Annotated in this window: 5 protein-coding genes; all 5 read right to left on the bottom strand. The window is 44.0% G+C overall.

Translation table 11 applies throughout. The annotated features are described in order from the left end of the window. Positions 1–241, bottom strand: a 241-nt coding sequence (gene ssb / locus GMD4S_RS08080) for a single-stranded DNA-binding protein (RefSeq protein ID WP_000282435.1), incomplete at its 3' end; no start/stop codon positions are given. Positions 242–318: 77 nt separating this feature from the next. Then, complete coding sequence (locus GMD4S_RS08075) at positions 319–1,080, bottom strand: SDR family NAD(P)-dependent oxidoreductase (RefSeq protein WP_001107742.1); 762 nt, start codon at positions 1,078–1,080, stop codon at positions 319–321. A 41-nt stretch (positions 1,081–1,121) separates the two neighbouring features. After that, a complete protein-coding gene (gene ytpR, locus GMD4S_RS08070) occupies positions 1,122–1,748 on the bottom strand; it encodes a YtpR family tRNA-binding protein (protein WP_000578270.1) in 627 nt (208 codons plus the stop codon). Positions 1,749–1,763: 15 nt separating this feature from the next. After that, a complete protein-coding gene (locus GMD4S_RS08065; protein ID WP_000586541.1) occupies positions 1,764–2,081 on the bottom strand; it encodes a thioredoxin family protein in 318 nt (105 codons plus the stop codon). Further along, positions 2,078–2,250 (bottom strand): DUF4651 domain-containing protein (locus GMD4S_RS08060; protein ID WP_008289567.1); only part of this gene is annotated, 173 nt, incomplete at its 5' end. The genes GMD4S_RS08065 and GMD4S_RS08060, both read right to left, overlap by 4 nt.

Here is a 2,250-nt window from a genome sequence, read left to right as displayed (position 1 = left end):
GACGGGTACGAAGTTCTCCATCCACAGAGATAAGACTACCTTTAGTTGCGTAGCTTGCCAAGGTTTCAGCCAATTTCCCCCAAAGAACCAAATTGACAAAATCAGCTTCACGTTCCCCGTTTTGGTCTTTGTAACGACGGTTCACAGCGATAGTTGCACGCGCTACTGACTTGTCATTGTTGGTTTTGTGCAATTCTGGTGTAGACGTTAAACGTCCAATAAGAATAACTTTATTATACATATTTTCTTCCTCCTACTTATCTATTCGCAAGGAATCAAAAAAAGTTACAGAAATTTGTAACTTTTCGAGAAAATTTTTTATTTTTTATGAACCATGAAACCTGTTGCCTGTTGATTGGCCATAATGGTCATATCTGTAATCTGCACACGACGAGGCTGACTGGTCACATAGATCACTGTATCTGCAATATCCTGAGCTTGCAAGGCCTCAATTCCCTGATAGACGGTGGCAGCACGCTCTTTATCACCATGAAAACGAACTGTAGAGAAATCTGTTTCGACAATCCCTGGTTGAATGGTGGTCACCTTGATGTCCGTTGTGATCGTATCAATTCGCAGTCCATCTGAAAAAGTCTTGACTGCAGCCTTGGTGGCTGAGTAAACCGCTGCCCCAGCATAGGCATAGATTCCTGCGGTCGATCCCATATTGATAATATGACCTTGATTGGCTGCTACCATAGAAGGCAAGAAACAGCGAGTGACTGCCATCAACCCCTTGACATTGGTATCTAACATGGTCAGCATATCCAACTCTTCATAGTCTTGATAGGGAGCCAAGCCAAGAGCTAGTCCAGCGTTATTGACCAAGATATCAATCTGCCCTATCGTTTCTAGAATATCGGAACAAACAGTCTTGACCATGGTCATATCCGTCACATCCAGAGGAAAAGTCCAAACTGTTTGATTTGGAAACGTTTCTGCAAACTCTGACTTGAGGGTCTCTAGTCTGTCTGTCCGTCGCCCTGTTAGAACGACATTCGCCCCCTGCTCCAGATAAGCACGCGCAATCGCTTCACCGATTCCTGAGGTCGCTCCTGTAATCACTACATTTTTCGCCATCTTATCCCCCTCTATCTGATCTATCAAATACCGACAATTTCCTAGGCAGTCCAGTGTTTGACTGGGTCAAATGGAGTTCCGACAACTTGGTCTTCTGATAATTCAATAACCCCACGTTTTTGCGGAGCATTTGGCAAATGCAATTCACGAGGGCTGCACATCATGCCAAAACTCTTTTCACCACGAAGTTCGCCTGGGAAAATGAGATTGCCTTTGGGCATCATCGCTCCAGGAAGAGCTACAATGGTTTTCAACCCAACACGCGCATTGGGTGCTCCTGCCACGATTTGCACTGTCTTGTCACTTGCGACGGCCACTTGACAGATGTTGAGGTGGTCACTATCAGGATGGGCTACCATCTCGACAATTTCACCGACAACAAACTTAGGTTCCTTGTCATTGACAATCTCTTCTGTAAAACCTTCCGCCTGCAATTCTTGGTTCAAACGTTCTACTTGCTCATCTGTCAAAAAGACTTGACCACGCTCTGCAATTTCAAAGAAACTTGAAACTTCGAAAATATTCCAAGCTACTGTTTCCCCATTATCTTTGAGGAAAACACGGGCTACTTTGCCTTTGCGCTCCACGTCCAACTTGGCATCGCCACTATTTTTCACGATGATCATAAGGACATCGCCAACATGCTCTTTATTATATGTAAAAATCATTGTTTCCTTTTTCTCCTATTTCAGTCCTGCTAAAAAGTCGTTAATTTGTTGCTTGCTTTTACGGTCACGATTAACAAAACGACCGATTTCCTTGTCCTTTTCTAGCACAACAAGACTAGGAATACCGTACACATCCCAGAGTTTGGCCAGATCCAGATACTGGTCTCGGTCCACTCGAATAAATGTGAACTCTGGATTGGTCTCCTCAATCTCTGGCAAGGATGGATAGATATAACGACAATCGCCACACCAGTCTGCCACAAAAAGGAAGACCTTCTTGCCATCTTGTTCGACAAAACTTGCTAGTTCTTCTATACTATTGGGAATAATCATAAGACTTCCTCCTCATAGACCAGATTTTCATTTTCATAGACAAAGGTATAGTGACGACCATCCTCGAAAATGACTCCTCCAACGAGTCGCTCTAGACTACTTTCGTAGACTTGAACATAGAGAGTCGCAATCTCACCCATATCTGAGAAAAGTTCGCGCACGATAGCGG

The organism is Streptococcus sp. GMD4S (assembly GCF_000296955.1).
This window is presented reverse-complemented; position numbering and strand designations above follow the sequence as displayed.